Raw genomic sequence first — 16,178 nt, 5'->3', positions numbered from 1 at the left:
ACGCTGTCGGAGCAGGAGGCGCTGAAGGCGCAGCAGCTCGCGTGGCTGCGGCGCATCTCCGGCGATCTCTCGACGCAGGTGACGCGGGCGCTCGACGACCGCCTGCCCTGGTATCGCACGATGCCGCCCTCGCGGCGCAGCGCGGTCGGCCTCGTCGCGCACTCGGGCATCACCTCCTTCATCGCCTGGCACGAGGATCCCGAGGCGCAGCCCTGGATCGCCGCCGACGTCTTCGCGGCGGCGCCGAGGGAGCTACTGCGCAGCGTCAGCCTGCAGCAGACGCTGCAGCTGATCCGCACCGTCGTCGCGGTGTTCGAGGAGCGCATCGGCGACGCCGACCCCGCGATGCGCGAGCCGATCCTGCGCTACTCGCGCGAGATCGCGTTCGCGGCCGCCGACGTCTACGCCCGCGCCGCCGAGTCGCGCGGCCTCTGGGATGCGCGGCTCGAGGCGCTCGTGGTCGACTCGATCCTCACGGGCGAGCACGACGACGAGCTGCCGAGCCGCTCCGCCGCGCTCGGCTGGCACGGCCGCGGCGAGTGCGCCGTGCTCGTCGGCCTGGCTCCGCGCACGCTCGACGTCGACGTGATCCGCCGGAAGGCGAGGCACGCCGGATGCGACGTGCTGGTCGGCGTGCAGGGCACGCGGCTCGTGGTCGTGATCGGCAGGTCGGCCGAGAACGACGGCAGCGCCGACTCGCCGATCGAGTTCCTCGCCATCGCCGGCGAGCTCGCGGAGGGGTTCGGCGAGGGCCACCTGGTGCTGGGGCCGGCGGTGCCCGGCATCGTCGAGGCCGCCCGCAGCGCGAAGGCTGCTCTGGCCGGCTTCGCAGTCGCGGATGCCTGGCGGCGAACCCCGCGGCCCGTGCGCGCGGACGACCTGCTGCCCGAGCGGGCGCTCGCGGGAGACCCCCTCGCCCGCACGGAGCTCGTGCGCGGCATCTACCAGCCGCTGCGCGATCACTCGAGCGACCTGCTCGTGACCCTGGCCTGCTACCTCGACACGGGCCGGTCGCTCGAGGCCACCGCGCGGGAGCTGTTCGTGCACCCGAACACGGTGCGCTATCGCCTCAAGCGCATCAGCGAGATCATCGGCTGGGATGCCACGGGGGCGCGCGAGGCGCTCGCCCTCCACACGGCGATCATCCTCGGCTCGATCCACGACGCGAGTCGCGACCGAGCCCAGCGACAGGCCCGGGGGCATGCCGCCCGAGGCAGCGGCACGATGGGAGGATGAGTCAGTGATCGTCATCGTCGCCCCAGGCCAGGGCTCGCAGAAGCCCGGCTTCCTCTCCCCCTGGCTCGAGCTGCCCGGCGTGCCGGAGCGGCTGCGCTCGCTGAGCGACGCCGCGGGCATCGATCTCGTCGAGCACGGCACCGCCTCCGACGCCGACACCATCCGCGACACGCTCGTCGCGCAGCCGCTGATCGTCGCTGCCGGCATCCTCACCCTCGACGCGCTCGGCGAGCGCGCCTCCCGCGCCGCCGGCTTCGCGGGCCACTCGGTCGGAGAGATCACGGCCGCGGTCGCAGCCGGTGTGCTCGACGCCGAGAGCGCCATGGCGCTCGTCGGCGAGCGTGCACGGGCGATGGCGGATGCGGCGGCCGCGACGCCGACGGGCATGGCAGCAGTGATCGGTGCCGACGAGGCTGTCCTCGAGGCGCGGCTCGCCGAGCTCGGCCTGCAGCCGGCGAACTACAACGGCGGCGGCCAGATCGTGGTCGCGGGCGAGCTGGGCGCCCTCGCCGCGCTCGCCGAGGCTCCGCCCGAGCGGGCGCGCGTGATCCCGCTCCAGACGGCCGGCGCGTTCCACACGCACCACATGGCGCCCGCCGTCGAGCGGTTCCGCGCCAAGGCTGCGGCGACCGCGACGACGGACCCGAGCACCACGCTCTGGACGAACCGCGACGGCACCGCCGTCGCATCCGGCGCCGAGTACCTCGAGCTGATCGTGGGCCAGGTCTCGAGCCCCGTGCGCTGGGATCGCTGCATGGCGGCGTTCGCCGACGCAGGGGTGACGGGCATCGTCGAGCTCGCACCCGCGGGCGCGCTGACGGGGCTCGCCAAGCGCGGCCTGCGCGGCGTACCCTCGGTCGGCATCACCACCCCCGACGACCTGGAGGCAGCGGCAGCGCTGCTGGAGACCGGAGCGGCAGCATGACCACGATCACGAGCCTCCCCACTCGGGCCGGAGCCCGCATCCTCTCCGTCGGTGCCGCGCGCGGCGACCGCCTGGTGCCGAACGACGAGCTCGTCGGCCCGATCGACTCGTCCGACGAGTGGATCCGGCAACGCACCGGCATCATCACGCGCGCCCGCGTCTCCGACGGCTCAGAGGCCGTCGACCTGGCCGAGGCCGCGGCTCGTGAGGCCCTCGAGCGCGCGGGCCTCGAGGGCTCGCAGATCGACGCCGTCATCATCTCCACCATCAGCAACACCGTGCAGACGCCCTCCATGGCGGCGCTGCTGACGGAGCGCATCGGTGCGACCCCGGCGCCCGCCTTCGACATCTCGGCGGCGTGCGCCGGCTACGCCTACGGCGTCGCGCAGGCCGACGCGCTCGTGCGCAGCGGCATGGCGGAGCACGTGCTCGTCGTCGGCGTGGAGAAGCTCTCAGAGGTCGTCGACCCCACCGACCGCTCGATCAGCTTCCTGCTCGGCGACGGGGCCGGTGCTGTCGTGATCGGCGCTGCCGACGAGCCAGGCATCAGCCCCTCGGTCTGGGGATCGGACGGCTCCCACTGGGAGACCATCCGCATGACGAACACGCTCGGCTCGATGCGCGAGGGTGCGGCATGGCCGACGCTGCGGCAGGACGGCCCGACGGTGTTCCGGTGGGCGGTCTGGGAGATGGCGAAGAAGGCGCGCGAAGCGCTCGAGACGGCCGGCCTCGAGCCGAGCGACCTCGCTGCCTTCATCCCCCACCAGGCGAACATGCGCATCATCGACGAGTTCGCGAAGCAGCTGAAGCTGCCGGAGAGCGTCGCCATCGCCCGCGACATCGCGACCACCGGCAACACCTCCGCCGCGTCGATCCCGCTGGCGATGCACCGGCTGCTCGAGGAGCAGCCGGAGCTCTCCGGCGGCCTCGCGCTGCAGATCGGCTTCGGCGCCGGGCTCGTGTACGGCGCCCAGGTCGTCGTGCTCCCCTAGACTCATCCCGTCCAATCCATCAGAAGGAGACACCCAATGGCATTCACCAAGGACGAGGTCCTCGCCGGGCTCGCCGACCTCGTGAACGACGAGACCGGCATCGCGACCGAGAACGTGCAGCTCGAGAAGTCGTTCACCGACGACCTCGACATCGACTCGATCTCGATGATGACGATCGTCGTGAACGCCGAGGAGAAGTTCGACGTCAAGATCCCCGACGACGAGGTCAAGAACCTCAAGACCGTGCAGGACGCGGTCGAGTACATCACGGGCGCACAGGCCTGAGCACCGCTGCGGCGATCGCGTGCGGCCGGGTGACCGGCCGCACGCGGCTGATGGGAGGACAGGCATGACGAAGAAGATCGTCATCACCGGCATCGGGGCGACGTCGCCGCTCGGCGGCACCGCGCGTGAGAGCTGGGAGGCGCTGCTCGCCGGCGAATCCGGCGCTCGCAGCCTCGAGCACGACTGGGTGCACCAGTACGAGCTGCCCGTCACCTTCGCCGCCGAGGCGAAGGTGCGGCCCGACACCGTGCTCGAGCGGCCGGTGTGGAAGCGGCTCGACCCGTCGAGCCAGTTCGCCCTCATCGCCGCCAAGGAGGCGTTCGCCGACGCCGGCTCGCCCGAGATCGAGCCCGAGCGCCTCGGCGTCGACTTCTCGACCGGCATCGGCGGGCTCTGGACCCTGCTCGACGCCTGGGACACCCTGCGAGAGAAGGGCGCCCGGCGCGTCATGCCGATGACCGTGCCGATGCTCATGCCGAACGCGCCCTCCGCCGCGATCTCCATGCACTTCGAGGCGCGCGCCTACGCACGCACCGTCGCATCCGCCTGCGCCTCGAGCACCGAGGCCCTCGTCAACGCCTTCGAGCACCTGCAGGCCGGCCTCGCCGACGTCGTCATCGCCGGTGGCAGCGAGTCGGCGATCCACCCGATCACGCTCGCCTCGTTCTCCTCGATGCAGGCCCTCTCGCGCCGCAACGACGACCCGGCCACGGCGTCCCGCCCCTACGACGTCACGCGCGACGGCTTCGTGATGGGCGAGGGCGCTGCGGCGCTCGTGCTGGAGACCGAGGAGCACGCGCTCGCGCGCGGCGCCCGGATCTACGCAGAGCTCGCCGGCGGCGCCGTCACCGCGGACTCGTTCCACATCACCGCCCCCGAGCCGGAGGGCAAGGGCGCCAGCCGCGCCGTCGAGCTCGCGCTCAGCGCAGCCGGTGCGACTGCCGACGAGGTGACGCACATCAACGCGCACGCCACCTCGACGCCCGTGGGCGACGTGGCCGAGGTGCGCGCGCTCCACCGCATCTTCGGCGAGCGCGTCCGCGAGATCCCGGTCTCGGCCACGAAGGCCGCGCACGGGCACCTGCTGGGCGGCACGGGCGCGCTCGAGGCCGTGTTCACGACCCTCGCCTTGGTGGAGCGCTCGGCGCCGCCGACCATCAACGTGACCGAGCAGGATCCGGATGCGCCGCTCCAGATCGCTCCCACGCCGATTCCGCTCGGTGACCAGCCGCAGCTGGCCATCTCGAACTCCTTCGGGTTCGGCGGGCACAACGCCGTGGTGGCGATCCGCTCCGTCTGATCGACACGCGCGCAGCTCCCTGCGCGCACGCATGGCCGAGGGCCCCGCTGTACGCAGCGGGGCCCTCAGCTGTCCGTGGGTCGGCGAGCGACGAACGCCGACGGCGCGATCTCAGCCGACGCGGTGCAGCGCGATCACGGGCGAGCCGTCCGAGGCATGGCGGTAGGCCTCGAGCTCGCGATCCCAGGCGCCGCCCATCGCGTCGTCGAGCGCGGCGACGAGCGCGCGGGAATCGGGGCCGGCAGCCTCGATGGCGCCGCGGATCCGCTCCTCCGGGACGACGAGCGAACCTGCCGCGTCGATGCGCTGCCCCGTGATGCCGAGCGTCGGCGTGTGCATCCAGCGCATGCCGTCGCAGCCGGGCACTGCGTCCTCCGTCACCTCGAAGCGCACGTCGCGCCAACCGGCGAGCGCCGAGGCGATCGCCGATCCAGTGCCGGCAGGGCCCGACCAGTGCACCTCGGTGCGCTCGGCACCCGGCTCAGCGGGCTGCGGCTGCCACACGAAGCGCAGCGCATCGCCGACGGTATGGCCGACGGCCCACTCGAGGTGGGTCCGCAGCGCGCGCTGGGACGCGTGGATCCAGACGACCCCCGTGGTCATCGCGGGACGTCGTCTGAGCGTGTTCGCAGCAGTCATCGTCTCTCCCTCGTTCGATGCGACTTCCCCATCGGTCGAACGGCGTTCGAGACACCCTGAGTGTGCCACATGCGCCTGAGGAACGACAAGGCTGTCGTTCCTGGCATCGCCGTCGCGGAACCAGTCGCGAGGGCGAGGCAGCGCCGACCCGTCTCCGCTCGGGACGATCGCAGTCCGTGCTCCTCTGGCGACACGCGGGTGCCGGCGGTCTGCGGCGGAGGCGGGACGCACCCGACTGCACGAGAGCGCGCGGCCGTGGGGGCCGAGCCGCGGGAGCCTACGCCGCGAACGTCGGGCGCTGCTCGCCCGCTCGGATCGCGAACGGCAGCCGGTTGCCGGCCGGCGGCAGCGGGCAGTTGTACTGGTCGCTCATCGAGCACGGCGGCACGATGGCGCGGTTGAAGTCGAGCTCCACCGACCCGTCCGGTCGCGGGCGCACGAACAGGAACCTGCCCACGTCGTAGGTCTCCGCGCCGGTGGTCGCGTCGGCGAAGACGATCTGCAGGCTGTCGCCGTCGGGCAGCGCGACGAGCTCGACCTGCTCCCCCTCGTGCTCGAAGCGGATGCGCCCGGGCGAGAGCGCAGTGCGGAGCGAGCCGCCCTGCGACTTGCCGTACTCGAAGGCGAGGCCGCCCTGGACGGGCTCGAAGGTGCCGTGCTTCTGCCACGCCGGGTCGTGATCGAACGCCGCGATGCCGGTGAAGCCGCGCTCGTCCGCAGCCTCCGCATCCCAGACGCGCAGCGCGAAGCGCCCGTTGAAGTCGGGCCCGATCACCGTGCCGGTGCGCCGGTCGTCGAAGCGAACGGAGCTCGGCGTCATCGACCCCTGGCTGTAGGCGATCGCGTCGCCGTCGACGGTCTCGCGGTCCACCACGATCTGGGCCGACGCATCCGCCGTCACCTGGAGCCCGTCGCCCGTGGGCGCGGGCGCCCAGGTGCCCGGCACGCCCTCGACCTCCGTGGGCTCGGAGACCCAGGCGGTGGTCGTCAGCGCGAGCGCGCCCTGCGGCGCCCGCACGGTCTGGTCGCGCTTGCGGCGAAACGCCGCGAGCTGCGTCAGGGCGGTCTCCTGCTGGGCGTCGTCGAGTGCTGTCAGAGGGGCATCGGTCATGCGATCAGCCTACCGAGCAGCACCCACGCGGCACCGTGTCGGCGCGCCCGTGTAGCGTCGGCGGCATGGACGCAGCCCCCGTGATCAGCCTCATCCTCCCTCCCGATCTCGCCCCCGAGCGCGTGCTGCCTGCGGCTCGTGCGGCGGAGGCAGCGGGGGTCGGCGAGCTGTGGCTCTGGGAGGACTGCTTCGCCGAGTCGGGCATCGCGCCCGCCGCCGCCATCCTGGCGGCCACGACGGGCGTGCGGGTCGGCATCGGCCTGCTCCCGGTGCCGCTGCGCAACGTGGGGCTCGCCGCCATGGAGATCGCGACGATCGAGCGCATGTTCCCCGGGCGACTCCTGCCGGGCATCGGCCACGGGGTGCTCGACTGGATGGGGCAGGCGGGTGTGCGCGCCGCGTCACCGCTGACGCTGCTGCGGGAGTACGCGACCGCGCTGCGCGCCCTCCTCGACGGCGACGAGGTGAGCGTCGACGGTCGCTACGTGCAGCTCGACCGCGTGCAGCTGCGGTGGCGGCTCGAGGCGGCGCCGCCGGTGCTGATGGGCGCAGAGCGGCCCAAGACGCTCGCGCTCGCGGGCCAGCTCGGCGACGGCGTGATCCTCGTCGGCGACCGCGGCCCCGACGGCACGCGCGAGGCGCTGCGCACCATCGGCGAGGCGCGTGCGGCCGCAGGTGTCGACCGCCCCTTCCAGGTGGTGCAGTTCGGCGAGATCAGCGCCGATGCGACGGAGGCACAGGTGCGCGAGCTCGCGGCTGCCTATGGCGACGCCGGCGCGACACGCGTGCCGCTCCTCGCCGTGGATGCCGAGGGCAAGCCAGACTCGGGCGACGGGATCATGCGATTGGCCGAGACGATCGGCGCTGCGCTGGCCTGAGTCGCCCTCGCAGGCCGCCCGGCTAGGTGTTGCGCCCTCGCGCCGCGACGCTCCAGCGCGCGGCCGGCACCGGGTCGTCGCCGCGCTCGTAGACCATGAGCTCGTCGACGAGGTTGACGGCTGTGCAGACGTGGTTGGGCACCACGCGCACGACGCTGCCGAGGATCGGGAGCGCACGCGCCGCGCCGGGCAGCTCCACCACCGCATGGTGTTCGCTGAGCTGCACGATGCGCGCATCCGGGTGGTCGAGCAGGCGACCGTGCCCGGTCGACCACGGGGCACGGTCGGGGCCGAGCACCTTCGAGCCGGCGTCGAGCACGAGGCGCCCGCCGGCGTGCGACACGACGGTCGCGTGGCAGGTCAGCGCGACCTGCTCGGGTGGCACGGTGCCCAGCTCCCACTGCTGGGCGTCACCGAAGACGCTCACGCCGGGGCGGAGCTCGGTGACGGGCGACGCGATCTCGAGCGCCGCCGCGAAGCTCGGAGTCGATCCGCCCGAGACCACCAGGGGCGTCACGCCCACCTCGCGCATCGAATCGGCAGCCACTCGCAGCGCCGCCGCCTCCTCCCGCGCCGCACGCTCCGGTGCACCGGGCGCATACGCGTGACCGGGGAACGAGAAGACGCCCTCGACATCGACGCCTGCCCTCGCTGCGGCCGACGCGACGTCTCCTGCCGCCGCGGGCGCGCATCCGGACCGATGGTGCCCCGCGTCGACCTCGACCCGCACGGCCACCCGGCCGGCGAGACCGGCGTGCACCACACGCGCGACCCCCTCGACCGAGTCGACGCCGATCGAGACCGACGCACCCCGCGCGGTCAGCGCGCTCAGGCGTGCAGCCTTGTCGGCGTCGATCCACAGCGGGTACGCCACGAAGAGGTCATCGAGGCCGGCGGCGGCGAAGACCTCGGCCTCGCCGACCGTCGCGACCGAAAGCCCGTGTGCGCCGGCCGCGAGCTGCATGCGGCCGATCTCGATCGTCTTGTGGGTCTTCGCATGCGGCCGCAGCGCGATCCCGCGTGCGATCGCAGCCTCTGCGACGCGAGCGATGTTCGCCTGCATCCGCTCGAGGTCGACCGCGAGGTGCGGGGTCGGTGCAGGCCTCAGCATGGGCGCCTCCTGCGTGACCGCACCCACAGCGCACCCGTCACGCGCACCCCCTCTGCCTTGGCATCCGATGGTACCGATCAGGGGTTTTTTCCGGGGCGCTCCGCATGCGAGCCTCATCAGATGATCGAGATCCATACGCTCCAAGAGCATGAGCGCGAGGCCGTCCTGGCGTTGGCGCCGCGCCTGACGGTCGGCGTCGCGCCGTGGCGCGACCCCGAGGCGGTCGGCCAAGCGGTCGAGGGCTGGGCGCGCGACGCCGTCGAGGCACACCATCCCCGCACCGCGCCGGTGCTCGTCGCCGTCGACGATGGCGCTGTCGTCGGCTTCGTCGCTGCCGGCACTCGCCGGCACTGGTCCGGCGCGACCGACGGCTCTGTCGGCGAGCTCGTCACCGCCCGCACCGCCGAGGGCCGAGGCATCGGCGCAGCCCTCATGGCAGCAGCCGAGCGCTGGGCAGTCGCACAGGGATGCACGCGACTCACCCTCGAGACCGGTGCGGCCAACACTCGCGCGATCGCCTTCTACGAGCATCTCGGCTACGTGCACGAGGAGGTGGTGCTCACGCGCGGCCTCACGACCGCCGAGCCACGCAGTAGGGCGGACGGGACTTGAACCCGTGACCGAGGGATTATGAGTCCCCTGCTCTGACCAGCTGAGCTACCGCCCCGCGGGCCCTGCGGCCCGGGATCCGAGCCTAGTCGGCGATCTCCACGTGGGTGTCGGGGTCGGCGATCTCCTCGCCGCGGTAGAGCCGCTCGTAGGCCGTGATGGTCGCCTCGATGTCGTGCGGCGCGACCATCTGCAGGCTGTGCTGCTGGTACCTCGCGTACTCCTCGTCGCTCAGTCGCAGGATGCGCTCCAGCTTCTCGGCGAGGTCGGCGGCGTCGTCGGGCGCGAACAGCCAGCCGTTCACCCCGTCGGTGACGAGGTGCGGCAGCGCCATCGCGTCGGCGGCGACGACCGGCAGGCCGGTCGCCATCGCCTCCATCGTCGCGATCGACTGCAGCTCGGCGGTCGAGGGCATGGCGAAGACCTCGGCGCCCCGCAGGCGCGCGCGCAGCTCCTGATCCGAGACGAAGCCGGTGAGCGTCACGCGATCGGCGATGTGCAGCTCGCGCGCGAGCGCGCCCAGCTCGTCGATCTGGTCGCCGCCTCCGACGATGTCGAGGTGCCACCCCAGATCCTCCGGCAGGCGCCCCACCGCGCGCACGAGGGTCTCGAGCCGCTTCTCACTCGTGACGCGCCCGACGAACACGATGCGACCGCGCTGCCGCTCCGGATGCGGGCTGTACTCGTCGCCGGGCAGGCCGCAGGAGATCGCGTGCACGCCGCGCAGGCCCGTCTTCAGCTCGAGGTAGTCGGCGCTGCGGCGCGTCGGCGTCGTGACGACGTCGCATCGCTCGAGCACGCTCGCCGCGTCGCGCCAGAGCCGGTCGACCGCCTGATCCTGCAGCACCTTCGGGATGTTGGAGTGATCCATGAGGTTCTCGAACATCAGGTGGTTGGTGCCGACGACCCGGATGCCGCGCTTCTTCGCCTCGGTCGAGAAGGCGCGACCCAGGATGATGTGCGACTGGAAGTGCACGACGTCGGGCCGCAGCGCGTCGAGCAGCGAGGCCGCGTTCTGGAACATGCGCCACGGCTCGGCGAACCGCAGCCACTCGTGCCCGGGGTAGAGGAGCGAGCGCAGGCGGTGCACGGAGAACCGCTCGCCCTCGTGCTCCTCGACCCTCGTGCCCTGCTTGCCGCGCCCGAGCGCCGAGGCCACCACGTGCACCTCGTGCCCGCGAGCGGTCAAGCGGGCTGCCAGCCGGGTCGTGAACTTCGCGGCGCCGTTGACGTCGGGCGCGAAGGTGTCGGTGGCGATCAGGATGCGAAGGGGGCGTTCAGTCATCGTTCTCCTCGGGCGCGAGCGGCGTCCGGATCTGTGGGTGGTGCCGTGCGAGCTGGAAGACCCCGAGCACCGCGAGCGCACCGGCGCCCGCGAAGACGATGATCGCCCAGGGCGGGGTCGCGGCCGCCTCACCGAGCACCGTGACGCCGATGAGGACGGCGATGAGGGGGTCGACGACGGTGAGGCCGGCGATCACCAGGTCGGGCGGGCCGGATGCGTGGGCCAGCTGCACGGCGTAGCTGCCGACGAGCATGGCGACCAGCAGCGCGACGCCGCAGACGATCGTCAGCCAGTCGAAGTTGCCGGAGATGACGCGGTTGATGACGACCTTGGAGAGCGTCACCACGAAGCCGTAGAGCACACCCGCCGCGACGATGTAGAAGATGGCGTTGGCGCGGGCGCGGTAGATCCACCACACGATGCCGAGCCCCACGAGCGCGACGACGAGCAGCGAGAGCACCGTCAGCAACTGCTGGTCGCGGATCGGCCGCTCGATCGCGAAGATCGCGGCGACCGTCACGAAGATGCCGATGCCGACCAAGCACAGCGCGATCGCGCGGATCGTGCGGTGGTCGAGCCTGATGCGCGCGAGCCGCGAGTTCAGGATGGCGGTGACGACGAGGGCGACGGCGCCGAGCGGCTGCACCACGATGAGCGGCGCGAGCGCGAGCGCGCCGAGCTGCAGCACGATCGCGAGGCCGAGCAGCAGCGTGCCGATCACCCACGAGCGGCTCTTGAGCAGGCGCGCGAGCGCTGACCCGCCCAGGTGCGCACCGCGCTGATCGCCGCCCTCGAAGTGGCCCACCCCGCGGTGCTGGAACTGCGTGCCGACCGAGAGGAAGACGGCACCGACGATCGCGACCGGGATGCCGAGCGCCTGCATGGGCGTGAGCGAGATCTCTGCCGCCAGATCGTCGAGAGCGGTGAACAGCACCCGACGACCGTACTGCCCGGGGGCGTCGATACCCTGGAGGACATGACCGTTCTGCCCATCTGCATCACCGGCGAGCCCGTGCTTCATCGCATCGCCGAACCGGTCGTCGACTTCGACGCAGCGCTCGCCCAGCTCGTCGGAGACATGTTCGAGACCATGGAGGCCGCCCCCGGCGTGGGCCTCGCGGCGCCGCAGATCGGCATCGGCGCTCGCCTGTTCGTCTACGACTGGACCGACGAGGAGGGCGTGCGCACGCGCGGCGTCGCTGCCAACCCAGAGCTCTGGATCTCGTCTCCCCCGCTCGGCACAGCGGAGGACGACGAGGAGGAGGGCTGCCTCTCCATCCCCGGCGAGCGCTTCGCGCTGAAGCGGAGCGAGCGCGCCCTGCTGCGTGCGCAGGACGAGCGCGGCGAGCGCTACGAGCTGCAGGCCTCCGGCTGGCTCGCGCGCATCCTGCAGCACGAGTACGACCACCTCGACGGCATCCTCTACGCCGATCGGTTGGACGCCTTCGGCACCAAGGGCGTGCAGAAGGCGATCAAGCGCAACAAGTGGGGCGTGGCGGGCAACACCTGGCAGCCGGGGGTCGACGACCTGGAGGGCTGAGCGCCGCGCCGGTCACCCGCTCGAGACCCGGGCGACCGGCTCCGCGCGCGTCACCGACCGCAGGTGACCTGGAGAGCGTCCTCCGTGATCCGGTCGTTCTCCGGCAGCTCCAGCACGCCCAGACCGCAGCACGCGGCCACCAGGCTCCCCGCCCGCGGGCACAGGTGCACCGCCCCATCCCGGCGCACATCCGCCTGCACCATCGTCGATCGCTTCGACATCCGTCTCCTCCTGTCGGCACACAGCCGCACTCTTCGGAGACGACACCAGTGGATGATTCGTCACAGATCCGTCGAAGGATTGCCCAGGAGCAGGAGTGGGGAGGGCTCGTGACTGCCGCCGCGACGGCGGTGCTGCGCCGCTCAGCGCAGATCGCCGGCGACGCGGATCAGGACCTTCCCGGTGGCCCCGCCTTCGACGGCATCGTGCGCAGCCGCGGTGTCCTGCAGATCGAACCAGTGCAGCGGCAGCCCGGCCTCCGCACCGACCGGGAGGACACCGGCTTCGAGCGCGGCGGTGATGTCGTCCGCGGCAGCCGACAGCGCCTCGTGCCCGACCGTGTACAGCAGCAGCCCCTGCCAGCGCGCGTTCTTCGCGAAGCTCGCCATGATCGGCACGGTGAACGCGTCGCCGTTGTTGTTCGCGTAGTACGCGACGCAGCCGTGATTCGCCAGCACCTCGAGATCCAGCGCGGCGTTCTGACCGAGCGCGACCTCGACCACCTGGTCGACGCCACCCGGAGCGATCGCGAGCACCGAGGCCGCGAGGTCGTCCGCTGGGTAGCGCAGCACGTGGTGCGCCCCCGCCGCGCGTGCCAGCTGTGCCTTCTCGTCGGTGCTGACCGTGGCGATCACGGTCGCGCCCGCCCACCGCGCCAGCTGGATGGCAGCGTGGCCGACGGCTCCTGCGCCACCCTGGACCAGGACCACCCGCCCCTCGAGCGCACCGGGCGCCAGGCGCGACGGGCCGAGCTCGTGGACGGTGAGCGCTCGATGAGCGGTCATCGCAGGAACGCCGAGGCTCGCCCCCACCTCGAATCCCACGCCATCCGGCAGCCGCACCACGCGAGTCGCCGGCACGACCGTCAGCTCCTGCGCCGTCCCCGTCGGACGCTCGTGCGACGAGAGGAAGAGCCACACGCGATCACCGATCCGGAGATCGTCGACGCCAGGGCCGACAGCGTCCACGACACCGGCACCGTCCTGGTTCGGGACGACCTCGTCGAAGGCGACCGGTCTCGTCCCCGAGCGCGCCTTCCAGTCCGTCGGGTTGACGCCGGACACGGCGACTCGAACGCGCACCTCGCCCGGGCCGGGTGCAGCCGGCTCTCGGTCGGTGACCTGCAGGACGGAGGACGGGCCGGGCTCGGAGTAGATGACGGATCGCATGGTGACTGCAAGGTCGACGCGAGCGCCGGTATTCCCCGACCACCGGTCACTGCGCACAGAGAAGGCCCCCACCCCGAAGGGTGAGGGCCTGTCGCTCCCCGAGATGGACTCGAACCATCAACCTGCCGGTTAACAGCCGGCTGCTCTGCCAATTGAGCTATCGAGGATCGCTGCGGGAGCGACGTCAATCGTAGCATCCCTCCTGGGCCCCGGTCACACTCGCAGGATGCCGCGATAGCGTGCCGAGCAAGACAGGGTCGCCTACCGCCACAGGAGCACCGCATGCCCACCACGCCCCGCCGCGCCTCCGGCGCACCGCTGCTGCTCCTCGCAGCATGCGCCTCGCTCGCCCTCACCGGCTGCATCACGCCGCCAGCGGTGCCGACCAGCGCGCCCAGCACCGCCCCCACCTCCTCCGGCACGCCGAGCGGCGCACCGAGCGAGACCGCTGCCGCCCCCACGCCGTCGGCATCCGCGGCGCCGTCGGCGGAGCCGGGCGAGATCCCCGAGCTCGTCGCCATCGGCACCCCGCTCCCTCCGGGCACAGTCGGCGGCTGGGAGACGAGCATCATCACCGACGACGCGTTCGAGGTGCAGCCCGACTCCGACTTCCCCGCCGGGCCGACGATCAGCGTCGTCGAGACCGCGACGGACTGCACCTTCTGGGCCTACCAGGGCGCCGCCGACAGCGACTCGACCGATGAGGCCGAGAGCTCGTCCGCCACGCTCGCGCTGCTCTCGAGCTCCTCCCCCGAGGACTGGGATCCCGACGTGTTCACCCTCGACGCCTCGGCTTCGCAGGGTGCCGCCGTCGAGATGCTCTCCATCATCCAGGAGGTCGAGGGCGAGCCCGCGAAGGCCTGGTACGCCCGCAACTTCCAGTCGGGCGGCACGACGAGCTCGATCATGGCGACGTGCCCGGCGGGCGCCGGCGGCGTCGAGCACATCGACGAGGTCATCATCGAGCACCTGCAGATCAACTTCCTGGTGCCCTGAGGCACCGCTGCCGCGTCGCGGCAGCGGATCACTCCGAGCGCAGCGTGCGCCGCTCGCGCTCGAGCTCCAGCAGCTGCTCCTGCATGCGCTTCGAGGCTTCGGGATCGGTGGCGCCCAACCGCTGCAGACTGCCGAGCAGCTCTGCCTTGCGGCGCAGGATGTCGCGGTCGACGAGTGAGGAGACGATGCCCCGCACGTACGCCTCCACGCCGTCGAGGGTGGACTGCGGGATCGGGGCCATCGCGAGGGTGCGCACGAGCGGCACGATCTCGGCCGGCACGGTCTCGGCGACGCGCTCCGAGAAGTCGGGCGCATCGATCGCGTCGAGCGAGGCGAGCACTCCGTCGCGCACGACCGCGAGCGAGGGGTTGGAGACGTAGGCGGAGGCGCCCCTCGCGGCGAGGTCCTTGCCGAGCACCTGCGGCTGCTGCAGCATCGCGGCGATCGCGTCGCGCTCCATGCGCGAGGCCGGGTCGCGCGCGAGCTGCTCCAGCGCGACGTCGGCGGGCGGATGCTCGGGCGCGGCCCCGGGCGACGTGGGCGTCGGGCGCGGCCCGGCTTGGCGGACCGCCCGGCGCACCTCCTCCGGCGCGACCCCCAACCACCCGGCGACGGTCCGCACGTAGCCGTCTGCCAGCGCTCGGTCGCGGATGGACTGCAGCACCGGTGCAGCGCGGCGCATCGCAGCGACGCGACCCTCGACCGTCTCCAGGTCGTGCTCGGCGACGATGCGGCGCAGCATGAACTCGAACAGCGGGCGCCGCTGCTGCACGAGCTTGCGCACCGCGTCGTCGCCGCGCTCGAGGCGGAGGTCGCACGGATCCAGGCCGCCAGGAGGCACGGCCACGAAGGTCTGCGCAGCGAAGCGCTGCTCCTCGGCGAAGGTGCGCGCGGCGGCCTTCTGGCCGGCCTCGTCGGGGTCGAAGGTGAAGATCACGCGACCGAGCGAGCGGGTGTCGGTCGTCGACACGTCGCCGAGCACGCGGCGCAGCACCTTGATGTGGTCGACGCCGAACGCCGTGCCGCACGTCGCCACCGCGGTGGTGACCCCCGCGAGGTGGCACGCCATCACATCCGTGTAGCCCTCCACCACGACCGCCTCGTGCCCCTTGGCGATCTCGCGCTTGGCCAGGTCGAGCCCGTAGAGCACCTGGCTCTTGCGGAAGATCGGCGTCTCGGGCGAGTTGAGGTACTTCGGGCCCTTGTCGTCGTCGGAGAGCCGACGTGCGCCGAAGCCGACGGTCGCACCGGCGACGTCGCGGATCGGCCACATCAGGCGCCCTCGGAACCGGTCGTAGCTGCCGCGCTGCCCTTCGCTCAGCAGCCCGGCGCCGAGCAGCTCGGCCTCGCTGAACCCCTTGCCGCGCAGGTGCCGCTTGAGCGCGTCGAAGGACGCCGGGGCGAAGCCCACGCCGAATCGCTGCGCCGCCGCCAGGTCGAAGCCGCGCTCGCCGAGGAACCGCTGCCCGAGCGCCGCCGCGGGCGTGAGCAGCTGCGCCTGGAAGTAGGCCTCCGCCTCGCGGCTCGCCTCCAGCAGCCGCAGCCGCCCGCTCGTCTCCTCCTGCGGCTTGCCGTCCTCGTAGTGCAGCGTGTAGCCCAGCTGCGCGGCGAACCGCTCGACGGTCTCGGCGAAGGAGGTGTGATCCATCGCCATCACGAACTGGAAGGCGTCGCCATCCTCGCCGCAGCCGAAGCAGTGGTAGCGGCCGACCGCGGGGCGCACGTGGAACGAGGGGGTGCGCTCGTCGTGGAAGGGGCAGAGCCCCTTCATGCTGCCGACGCCCGCGGACTTCAGCGTGACGTGCTCGCCGACGACGTCGACGATCGAGATGCGGGCGCGCAGCTCGTCGATGTCGTTCCGTCGGATCCGTCCCGCCACGCTC

The 16,178-nt window shown here is 72.3% G+C and carries 17 protein-coding genes and 2 tRNA genes; 9 read left to right on the top strand and 10 right to left on the bottom strand.

Annotated elements, in window-relative coordinates; genetic code table 11:
- Positions 1-3 precede the first annotated feature (3 nt).
- The 5 genes from AA0Z99_RS04065 (at position 4) to AA0Z99_RS04045 (ending at position 4,738) form a co-directional block, all read left to right on the top strand.
- Complete coding sequence (locus AA0Z99_RS04065) at positions 4-1,236, top strand: PucR family transcriptional regulator (RefSeq protein ID WP_413320754.1); 1,233 nt, start codon at positions 4-6, stop codon at positions 1,234-1,236.
- A 4-nt stretch (positions 1,237-1,240) separates the two neighbouring features.
- The gene (locus tag AA0Z99_RS04060) at positions 1,241-2,161 is read left to right on the top strand and encodes an ACP S-malonyltransferase (RefSeq protein ID WP_413319703.1); all 921 of its coding nucleotides are present in this window, start codon (positions 1,241-1,243) and stop codon (positions 2,159-2,161) included.
- Positions 2,158-3,153 (top strand): beta-ketoacyl-ACP synthase III, encoded by a 996-nt coding sequence (locus AA0Z99_RS04055; RefSeq protein ID WP_413319701.1) that lies wholly within the window; start codon positions 2,158-2,160, stop codon positions 3,151-3,153. Before AA0Z99_RS04060 ends, AA0Z99_RS04055 begins: the two co-directional genes overlap by 4 nt.
- Positions 3,154-3,189: 36 nt before the next feature.
- The gene (locus tag AA0Z99_RS04050; protein ID WP_413319699.1) at positions 3,190-3,438 is read left to right on the top strand and encodes an acyl carrier protein; all 249 of its coding nucleotides are present in this window, start codon (positions 3,190-3,192) and stop codon (positions 3,436-3,438) included.
- 64 nt (positions 3,439-3,502) lie between these two features.
- The gene (locus AA0Z99_RS04045; protein ID WP_413319697.1) at positions 3,503-4,738 is read left to right on the top strand and encodes a beta-ketoacyl-[acyl-carrier-protein] synthase family protein; all 1,236 of its coding nucleotides are present in this window, start codon (positions 3,503-3,505) and stop codon (positions 4,736-4,738) included.
- 111 nt (positions 4,739-4,849) lie between these two features.
- Here the strand turns inward: AA0Z99_RS04045 and AA0Z99_RS04040 are convergent, their stop codons facing one another.
- Both AA0Z99_RS04040 and AA0Z99_RS04035 read right to left on the bottom strand, forming a co-directional pair.
- Positions 4,850-5,377, bottom strand: a complete 528-nt coding sequence (locus AA0Z99_RS04040) for a DUF3145 family protein (protein WP_413319695.1) — start codon at positions 5,375-5,377, stop codon at positions 4,850-4,852.
- Between the two features lie 277 nt (positions 5,378-5,654).
- On the bottom strand, positions 5,655-6,488 hold the full coding sequence (locus tag AA0Z99_RS04035; protein ID WP_413319693.1) for a DUF1684 domain-containing protein: 834 nt from the start codon (positions 6,486-6,488) through the stop codon (positions 5,655-5,657).
- Between the two features lie 65 nt (positions 6,489-6,553).
- On the opposite strand from AA0Z99_RS04035, the gene AA0Z99_RS04030 reads away from it, so the two are divergent.
- Entirely contained in the window at positions 6,554-7,366 is an 813-nt protein-coding gene (locus AA0Z99_RS04030) for an LLM class flavin-dependent oxidoreductase (protein WP_413319691.1), read from the top strand.
- Between the two features lie 22 nt (positions 7,367-7,388).
- On the opposite strand, the gene AA0Z99_RS04025 is transcribed toward AA0Z99_RS04030, so the two are convergent.
- Positions 7,389-8,477 carry an alanine racemase gene (locus AA0Z99_RS04025; RefSeq protein WP_413319689.1) on the bottom strand — a complete coding sequence of 363 codons (1,089 nt, stop codon included), beginning with the start codon at positions 8,475-8,477 and terminating at the stop codon, positions 7,389-7,391.
- Positions 8,478-8,597: 120 nt separating this feature from the next.
- Here AA0Z99_RS04025 and AA0Z99_RS04020 point away from each other — a divergent pair, with 120 nt between their 5' ends.
- A complete protein-coding gene (locus AA0Z99_RS04020) occupies positions 8,598-9,089 on the top strand; it encodes a GNAT family N-acetyltransferase (RefSeq protein WP_413319687.1) in 492 nt (163 codons plus the stop codon).
- Here AA0Z99_RS04020 and AA0Z99_RS04015 read toward each other — a convergent pair.
- From AA0Z99_RS04015 to AA0Z99_RS04005, 3 genes are all read right to left on the bottom strand, one after another.
- Positions 9,071-9,144: transfer RNA gene (locus AA0Z99_RS04015), tRNA-Ile, on the bottom strand. The genes AA0Z99_RS04020 and AA0Z99_RS04015 overlap by 19 nt on opposite strands.
- 27 nt (positions 9,145-9,171) lie before the next feature.
- A complete protein-coding gene (locus AA0Z99_RS04010; RefSeq protein WP_413319685.1) occupies positions 9,172-10,371 on the bottom strand; it encodes a glycosyltransferase in 1,200 nt (399 codons plus the stop codon).
- Positions 10,364-11,305 (bottom strand): DMT family transporter, encoded by a 942-nt coding sequence (locus AA0Z99_RS04005; RefSeq protein ID WP_413319683.1) that lies wholly within the window; start codon positions 11,303-11,305, stop codon positions 10,364-10,366. Before AA0Z99_RS04005 ends, AA0Z99_RS04010 begins: the two co-directional genes overlap by 8 nt.
- A 42-nt stretch (positions 11,306-11,347) precedes the next feature.
- Here AA0Z99_RS04005 and def point away from each other — a divergent pair, with 42 nt between their 5' ends.
- Positions 11,348-11,911, top strand: coding sequence for a peptide deformylase (gene def / locus AA0Z99_RS04000; protein ID WP_413319681.1), 564 nt, complete (start codon positions 11,348-11,350; stop codon positions 11,909-11,911).
- Positions 11,912-11,961: 50 nt separating this feature from the next.
- Here def and AA0Z99_RS03995 read toward each other — a convergent pair whose 3' ends face one another.
- From AA0Z99_RS03995 to AA0Z99_RS03985, 3 genes are all read right to left on the bottom strand, one after another.
- Entirely contained in the window at positions 11,962-12,132 is a 171-nt protein-coding gene (locus AA0Z99_RS03995) for a hypothetical protein (protein WP_413319679.1), read from the bottom strand.
- 141 nt (positions 12,133-12,273) lie between these two features.
- The gene (locus tag AA0Z99_RS03990; protein ID WP_413319677.1) at positions 12,274-13,299 is read right to left on the bottom strand and encodes an NADPH:quinone reductase; all 1,026 of its coding nucleotides are present in this window, start codon (positions 13,297-13,299) and stop codon (positions 12,274-12,276) included.
- A gap of 94 nt (positions 13,300-13,393) precedes the next feature.
- Positions 13,394-13,466 (bottom strand) — tRNA-Asn (locus AA0Z99_RS03985).
- A gap of 115 nt (positions 13,467-13,581) precedes the next feature.
- On the opposite strand from AA0Z99_RS03985, the gene AA0Z99_RS03980 reads away from it, so the two are divergent.
- Positions 13,582-14,295: a hypothetical protein gene (locus tag AA0Z99_RS03980; protein ID WP_413319675.1), complete on the top strand. Its 714-nt coding sequence runs from the start codon at positions 13,582-13,584 to the stop codon at positions 14,293-14,295.
- 28 nt (positions 14,296-14,323) lie between these two features.
- On the opposite strand, the gene dnaG is transcribed toward AA0Z99_RS03980, so the two are convergent.
- Positions 14,324-16,174 carry a DNA primase gene (dnaG, locus tag AA0Z99_RS03975; RefSeq protein WP_413319673.1) on the bottom strand — a complete coding sequence of 617 codons (1,851 nt, stop codon included), beginning with the start codon at positions 16,172-16,174 and terminating at the stop codon, positions 14,324-14,326.
- Positions 16,175-16,178: the final 4 nt, after the last annotated feature.

The sequence above is a fragment of the Agrococcus phoenicis genome (assembly GCF_047302415.1).
In the GTDB taxonomy this organism is placed as follows: domain Bacteria; phylum Actinomycetota; class Actinomycetes; order Actinomycetales; family Microbacteriaceae; genus Agrococcus.
Note: the sequence above shows the minus strand (reverse complement) of the source record. Positions and strands in the feature narration are given on the sequence as shown.

What these genes read in the sequence shown, in the direction of transcription:
- AA0Z99_RS03990 (WP_413319677.1), bottom strand. Translation starts at nt 13,299, where the DNA reads ATGCGATCCGTCATCTACTCCGAGCCCGGCCCGTCCTCCGTCCTGCAG.
- AA0Z99_RS04010 (WP_413319685.1), bottom strand. Translation starts at nt 10,371, where the DNA reads ATGACTGAACGCCCCCTTCGCATCCTGATCGCCACCGACACCTTCGCG.
- AA0Z99_RS04045 (WP_413319697.1), top strand. Translation starts at nt 3,503, where the DNA reads ATGACGAAGAAGATCGTCATCACCGGCATCGGGGCGACGTCGCCGCTC.
- AA0Z99_RS04035 (WP_413319693.1), bottom strand. Translation starts at nt 6,488, where the DNA reads ATGACCGATGCCCCTCTGACAGCACTCGACGACGCCCAGCAGGAGACC.
- AA0Z99_RS04050 (WP_413319699.1), top strand. Translation starts at nt 3,190, where the DNA reads ATGGCATTCACCAAGGACGAGGTCCTCGCCGGGCTCGCCGACCTCGTG.
- AA0Z99_RS04020 (WP_413319687.1), top strand. Translation starts at nt 8,598, where the DNA reads ATGATCGAGATCCATACGCTCCAAGAGCATGAGCGCGAGGCCGTCCTG.
- def (WP_413319681.1), top strand. Translation starts at nt 11,348, where the DNA reads ATGACCGTTCTGCCCATCTGCATCACCGGCGAGCCCGTGCTTCATCGC.
- AA0Z99_RS04040 (WP_413319695.1), bottom strand. Translation starts at nt 5,377, where the DNA reads ATGACTGCTGCGAACACGCTCAGACGACGTCCCGCGATGACCACGGGG.
- AA0Z99_RS03980 (WP_413319675.1), top strand. Translation starts at nt 13,582, where the DNA reads ATGCCCACCACGCCCCGCCGCGCCTCCGGCGCACCGCTGCTGCTCCTC.
- AA0Z99_RS04055 (WP_413319701.1), top strand. Translation starts at nt 2,158, where the DNA reads ATGACCACGATCACGAGCCTCCCCACTCGGGCCGGAGCCCGCATCCTC.
- AA0Z99_RS03995 (WP_413319679.1), bottom strand. Translation starts at nt 12,132, where the DNA reads ATGTCGAAGCGATCGACGATGGTGCAGGCGGATGTGCGCCGGGATGGG.
- AA0Z99_RS04030 (WP_413319691.1), top strand. Translation starts at nt 6,554, where the DNA reads ATGGACGCAGCCCCCGTGATCAGCCTCATCCTCCCTCCCGATCTCGCC.
- AA0Z99_RS04025 (WP_413319689.1), bottom strand. Translation starts at nt 8,477, where the DNA reads ATGCTGAGGCCTGCACCGACCCCGCACCTCGCGGTCGACCTCGAGCGG.